The following is a 6,400-nucleotide window of genomic DNA, read 5'->3' on the forward strand; positions in this document are numbered from 1 at the left end:
ATACTAAGTTCACTTGAACAACCACATTGCATCAATCACATACTGGAGATCCAAATATGAATACATTTACAGCGATTAACCTTGTTGCCCGCCCGACTTCTGGCCCTATAGGTGCAGATATTTTTGAAGTAGTACAAAAACCTCTTCCTAACGTAGGTCCCGGTCAAATATTAGTTAAACAAACCCATATGTCACTAGACCCAGCCATGGTTGGGTGGATGAGCCCCGATACAGAAAGTTATATACCTCCTGTTGGCTTAGGTGACGTAATGCGCTCCTCAGGTATAGGTGAGGTTGTCGAAAGTCATCACCCTGATTATGTTGTAGGTGAGCGTGTAATGGGCATGATGGGATGGACTGAGTTATCATTGAGCACGGGGGAAGGTCTCAGGAAAGTACAACCAGGCTTAGATGCTGAAATGGTTTTATCTGTGTTCGCTTTACCTGGCTTAACCGCTACTCAAGGTTTATTTGGCTTTGGAAATCCAAAAGCAGGCGAAACCATAGTCGTCAGCGGTGCGGCAGGTTCAGTAGGTTCCATAGTAGGCCAACTAGCCAAAGCAGAAGGATTAAACGTGATTGGTGTAGCAGGTTCTGACGAAAAGTGTAGTTGGATAGTTAATGAACTAGGCTTTGATGGCGCGATTAATTACAAAACAGATGATATAGATACGAAGTTGACAGAGTTGGCACCTAAAGGTGTGGATATTTACTTTGAAAATACTGGTGGCCCAATTCAACATCACGTTGTCGATCATATCAATGCCCATGGCAGAGTAATAGTGTGCGGCATGATTTCTGATTACACCGCAGAAACGCCAAGTGCAGGTCCAAATTGGATCCCTATTATCAAAAAACGTATCACTATCCAAGGCTTTACGATGCCCGATCACTTAAGTCAATTACCAGAACTAATTGGTAAACTCACACCCTATGTGATGCAAGGTAAAATAAAACACCGCTCCCATGTGTTAAATGGATTAGAAACAGCTATCGATGGTTTAAACTTACTATTGACTGGTGGTAATAAAGGTAAGTTAATCGTTAAGTTGTAAACGAGTACGATTGAAACACATCATCCGTAAATCAATTTTTGCGGATGAAAGTGATTCCTGATGAGTCACTTTTATGGCCAAGAATTGCTATCGGACTATATCGAACGATCGTATCGCCTCGCTTGTATTATAAAAAAAAATTCAAATCACACTATTATTTTTCCACTATAAAATTCTTCTTAATACTCCTTTAAGTTTTGTCATAGGCAATTGTGTTAATAAACAGATTTACTACAAGGTAATACGTATGAAAAATATTATTTCTTTCTACTAACAGCACCCCACTAAATGAATTGAGATTATTAGCCAAGTTAAATAGCAGTCAAACGAAAGTGGTTGGGTATTACTACGTAGTGTCAATCCAAGCTTATCCAAGTTTAGTCAACTATTAAGGAATTTTTGCAGTGAGCCAGCATAAGATGCTACCCGGGAATGCTCCTTTTCCGCTTAATATTGTTGCTCTTCATAGTACAAAAAGTGCAAAAGAGGGAGCTCAAACAACCATTTGTGATGGCGTTGTGCTTTTTGCAAATATGTCCAAAGAATTACAAAAGGCATAACAGCAAAAAGTCACAGTTTCACGACGTCTATCTTCACATCTTTGGCGACCGTATGCGGTAGATCAACATACTGATGTAAATTGTGCAAAAAAGTAACAGAAAAACATTTATCTGACTTCATAGTGATTAATAAACATCAAAGAGGAAAATTGAACGCTGTTAATAGTTTGGATTACGAATTAGATATTCAGCCTTGCTTACCAATTAAAAACCTTACCGCTGAAGGAAAGAATTAAATAGAGCAAATTGCTTTTGCAAACGCTGTGCTTGATCCTTCGTTTAATTATGAAGAACCAAGTTATACGTCCCCAATGATGAGCCAGTAGGTGAGCACTTAATGAAAACCACCTCTAAGCTTTCAGAAAAAATATACCAAGATGTACGTTGGCAAGACGGAGACTTAGAAATTGTTAATAATAAGTGTGTATTGCATGGCCGCAAAACTATTATGGGTAACGTAATAGACAAAGAACTTTTTATCGGTATGGGTTACTAGCTTTCTTTATTTTCTATGAAAGCATGTTTTTCGTATTTTATGGCTTTTTTATAAGTGCATTAACTTATCGATGATCACTTTATTGGCATCAGGGAAGGTAAATTGGCTCAGGTCATTAATATCCACCCATTGACTTTTTTGACCTTCTAGGTGGCTTGGAACGCCTTCAAAATTTTCTACCAAACGCACATCTAAGCGAACCTTTTTATCGCCATAATCATGTTCAATCAACATAAATGGGCTTTGTTGAGTTACTTGTATGCCAATTTCTTCTGAAAGCTCTCTGGTCAACGTTTGTTCTATGGTCTCATTGACTTCGCGTTTACCCCCTGGAAACTCCCATTTCCCACCTTGATGTAAGTCATCCGCGCGTTTACTGATATAGATTTTGTTATTACGTTTAATAACACCCACAGCCACTTCGACAATCTTCATCTTACTTTCCTTTATTAACCTGACCATTTATGAAAATAAAAAAGTCGGACATGAGCCCGACTTTTATAGAATTGCTTTGAAGCTATATCAACTTAACTTACCGTGACATTGTTTATACTTTTTACCTGAACCACAAGGGCAGGCATCATTACGTCCTACCTTGGGACCTTGACGTAAGGCTGTATTAGTCTGTTCTGGTTCGCTTGCTGATTCGTGTTCGAATTTCTTCGGCAAATCATCTGCTTGTCGTCTTTTCTCTTCTACCGCTTCAACATCTTCTTGGGCCTTGACTTGAACTTTACTTAATATAGTGACCACTTCTACTTTTAGAGCTTCTAACATTTCAGTGAAAAGTTCAAAAGATTCACGTTTATATTCTTGTTTAGGATTTTTTTGTGCATAACCTCTTAAATGGATACCTTGTCGTAAATGATCCATAGCAGCCAAATGTTCCTTCCAATGGCTATCAAGATTTTGCAACATTACTGCTTTTTCAAACTGCCTAATCACTTCTGGACCAACAATTTCTTCTTTGCTTTTATATGCAGCATCAACTTTTTCTAGAACTCGCTCACGAAGTTTCTCTTCATATAATTTATCATCTTCATCTAGCCACATTTGTACTGGCATATCAGTCAAAAACTCAGCTTTAAAACGTTCTTCTAAACCAGCAATATCCCACATTTCTTCTAACGATTGTGGTGGTATATATTGGTCAAGAATACCATTAACGACATCTTTACGAATGACTTCAATAGTGCCACTGATTTCGCCTTCGTCTAATAATTCATTACGCTGCTCGTAAATAACTTTTCGTTGATCATTAGCAACATCATCATATTCAAGTAATTGTTTACGCATATCAAAGTTACGGCCTTCAACTTTACGCTGAGCGTTTTCAATAGCACGTGTTACCCAAGGATGCTCAATTGCTTCACCACGCTCCATGCCTAAGCGTTTCATCATATTGCCCATTTTTTCTGAAGCAAATATGCGCATTAATGCATCATCTAAAGATAAATAAAAGCGAGATGATCCTGCATCACCTTGACGTCCAGAACGTCCACGTAACTGATTATCTATTCGACGTGATTCGTGGCGCTCAGTACCAATAATGTGTAAACCACCAGAGGCCAAAACGGCATCGTGAGCCACTTTCCAATCTTCCTTAATCTTATCAACTTTGCTTGATTTAGGATCATGAATTTTGTCTATCTCGGCTTGCCAGTTACCACCTAAAACAATATCCGTTCCACGGCCTGCCATGTTTGTAGCAATAGTAATAGCACCTGGTTTGCCAGCCTGCGATACAATATCTGCTTCTTGTTCATGGAATTTAGCATTTAACACTTTATGAGGTATTTTAGCTTTTTTCAAAATTCCCGAAATCAACTCTGAATTTTCTATTGACACGGTGCCCACTAGAGCAGGTTGACCGCGTTTTACACAATCTTTGATATCTTCGACTATTGCTTCGTACTTTTCTTCAGCGGTTAAGAAAATCAGATCAGCTTTATCATCACGAACCATAGGTTGGTTAGTAGGGATTACAACTGTGTCTAGACCGTAAATGCTTTGAAATTCAAAAGCCTCTGTATCCGCAGTACCCGTCATGCCGGAAAGCTTGTCGTACAGACGAAAATAATTCTGGAAAGTAATAGATGCTAAAGTTTGGTTTTCATTTTGAATGTGAACGCCTTCTTTAGCCTCTACTGCTTGGTGCAAACCTTCAGACCATCGACGACCCTCCATGGTGCGTCCAGTGTGTTCATCAACAATTACAATATCGTCACCTTTAACAATGTAATCTACATCTTTTGAAAAAAGCTTGTGTGCACGTAACGCAGCATTTACATGGTGCAACAATGAAATATTGGCCGCAGCAAATAAAGACTCATCTTCTGGTAAAATACCTTCGCGCTGTAAAACTTGCTCCACGAATATTTGACCGTTTTCAGTTAAGTGGACTTGTTTGCCTTTCTCATCAATGGTGTAGTGGCCGTCACCTGCTTCACCTTCTTCGTCTTCTTTTTCTTGCTTAGCAAGCTCAGGAATAATCACATTAATTTTGCGATACAACTCAGAGCTGTCTTCAGCCTGACCAGAAATAATAAGTGGTGTACGTGCTTCATCGATAAGTATTGAATCAACTTCATCAATTACGGCAAAATGTAGTGATTTCTGGACACGTTCTCCAGGACTAAATGCCATATTGTCTCGAAGATAATCAAAACCAAACTCGTTATTTGTGCCGTACGTTATGTCTGCAGCATAAGCTTCTCTTTTTTGCTCATGGTTCATACCCGGAATATTACAACCTACTGTCAAACCAAGAAATTCAAATAAGGCTCGACTCCAATCCGCATCACGGGTGGCTAAATAATCGTTTACGGTAATAACGTGAACACCTTTACCTGATATAGCGTTAAGGTATGAGGGTAAGGTTGAAGTTAACGTTTTACCTTCACCTGTTCGCATTTCAGCTATTTCACCTTGATGCAAGACTTGACCACCGAGCATTTGTACATCGAAATGACGCATTCCGTAAACTCGTTTACTGGCCTCACGTACAACTGCAAATGCTTCGACCATAATATCTTCTGTGGTCTCTTCTTTGTCTAAACGTTGCTTGAATTGGCTAGTTTTATCTTTAAGCTGATCGTCAGATAAGTCTTCGTATTCAGCCTCTAGCTGATTGATAAGGACAACAGATTTGCCCAGTTTTTTTATAGTCCGGTCGTTACGGCTGCCAAACATTTTTGTGAAAATACTAGAAAACATCGATTTACAGCTTCCAATCTAAATAATTAATAATTTTACTTGCACACAAATTAAAAACAACTTGTGAACAACCCTGTACTAAACAAAATAATCGGCTCATGAGAGCCGATTATCGATATTGAATTTTGAACCAGCAGCTGTTAAGAGCTTTTCCGATATACATACGGTAACGGATCTTGCTGTTTACCTTTGTGAATCACCTCATAATGAACATGAGGTCCAGTAGAACGACCCGTACTTCCCATCACCGCAATACTTTGCCCTTTAGTCACTACGTCACCAACCTTGACATTAACTTTTTTATTGTGTCCGTATCGTGTAACAAGGTCACCGCCATGATCGATTTCAACCAACTCGCCGTAACCATAACGACTTCCTGACCAAGTGATAATGCCTGCGCCGGTAGCAAGAACAGGTTCACCTTCCTTACCGGCAAAATCGAGGCCTTTGTGCATGGAAGGTAGACCGTTGAATGGGTCCTTGCGTATTCCATAATATGATGACAACCAGCCAGATAATACTGGTTTACCCTCTAACTTACTTTCACGGTTGATATGGTGACTTAACATGATAGATTCAAGTGCGGAGAGTTCCTGCGCTTTATTCTGAATTTTATTAAGCATGTCGGAGATCCTCGACAAAATTACGTCTTGCACTTGGATGTCAATCGTACTGCTGTCCAAAGGACCACCCATACTTGGTATTTGATTAAATGTAAATTCAGAAGGATTAAGCTTTGCTTGCTGAACTAACTTTGACCCTAGTACATCTAGACGTAGAATTTGAGTCTGCATATCTGCTAGCTTGAGCATCATACCCGCCATACGTTGCTCAGTATTTGTTTTAAGTAGACTTACTTCGCTGGCCTGTTCATCTAAACCTGTTTTAACATACTGGATTCTAGCAATATTTTCATCTGGAGAATGGGTTGAGCGGCTGGAAACGAGAAGGAGAACGCTTATAACTGACAAACCTAGCAGCAATTTTTGTTTGTTTATATTTATCATAAAACGCGCTTTATTACTTTTAAAGAGTAACGTTAGTTTCATTACTATTGACTACCTTTTAAACAT

General features: G+C 39.1%; 5 protein-coding genes and 1 pseudogene. 3 read left to right on the forward strand and 3 right to left on the reverse strand.

From position 1 onward, the window contains the following. The first annotated feature begins 56 nt into the window (after positions 1–56). From QZ562_RS18385 to QZ562_RS18395, 3 genes and pseudogenes are all read left to right on the forward strand, one after another. A complete protein-coding gene (locus QZ562_RS18385) occupies positions 57–1,055 on the forward strand; it encodes an NADP-dependent oxidoreductase (RefSeq protein WP_293763458.1) in 999 nt (332 codons plus the stop codon). 404 nt (positions 1,056–1,459) lie between these two features. Then, positions 1,460–1,615: a hypothetical protein gene (locus QZ562_RS18390; RefSeq protein ID WP_293763460.1), complete on the forward strand. Its 156-nt coding sequence runs from the start codon at positions 1,460–1,462 to the stop codon at positions 1,613–1,615. Positions 1,616–1,928: 313 nt separating this feature from the next. Then, positions 1,929–2,111: pseudogene (locus tag QZ562_RS18395) on the forward strand (hypothetical protein); the annotation flags it as partial. Positions 2,112–2,159: 48 nt separating this feature from the next. Here the strand turns inward: QZ562_RS18395 and mutT are convergent. The 3 genes from mutT to QZ562_RS18410 form a co-directional block, all read right to left on the reverse strand. After that, a complete protein-coding gene (gene mutT / locus QZ562_RS18400) occupies positions 2,160–2,546 on the reverse strand; it encodes an 8-oxo-dGTP diphosphatase MutT (RefSeq protein WP_293763462.1) in 387 nt (128 codons plus the stop codon). Positions 2,547–2,633: 87 nt separating this feature from the next. Then, entirely contained in the window at positions 2,634–5,327 is a 2,694-nt protein-coding gene (secA, locus tag QZ562_RS18405) for a preprotein translocase subunit SecA (RefSeq protein WP_293763465.1), read from the reverse strand. Between the two features lie 140 nt (positions 5,328–5,467). After that, positions 5,468–6,376, reverse strand: coding sequence for a M23 family metallopeptidase (locus tag QZ562_RS18410; protein ID WP_363315379.1), 909 nt, complete (start codon positions 6,374–6,376; stop codon positions 5,468–5,470). Between the last annotated feature and the right edge of the window lie 24 nt (positions 6,377–6,400).

The sequence above is a fragment of the uncultured Paraglaciecola sp. genome, from assembly GCF_913058035.1.
Taxonomy (GTDB): domain Bacteria; phylum Pseudomonadota; class Gammaproteobacteria; order Enterobacterales; family Alteromonadaceae; genus Paraglaciecola.

Excerpts from the sequence above, each read along its gene's own strand:
- QZ562_RS18385 (WP_293763458.1), top strand. The coding sequence starts at position 57 with ATGAATACATTTACAGCGATTAACCTTGTTGCCCGCCCGACTTCTGGC.
- mutT (WP_293763462.1), bottom strand. The coding sequence starts at position 2,546 with ATGAAGATTGTCGAAGTGGCTGTGGGTGTTATTAAACGTAATAACAAA.
- secA (WP_293763465.1), bottom strand. The coding sequence starts at position 5,327 with ATGTTTTCTAGTATTTTCACAAAAATGTTTGGCAGCCGTAACGACCGG.
- QZ562_RS18410 (WP_363315379.1), bottom strand. The coding sequence starts at position 6,376 with ATGAAACTAACGTTACTCTTTAAAAGTAATAAAGCGCGTTTTATGATA.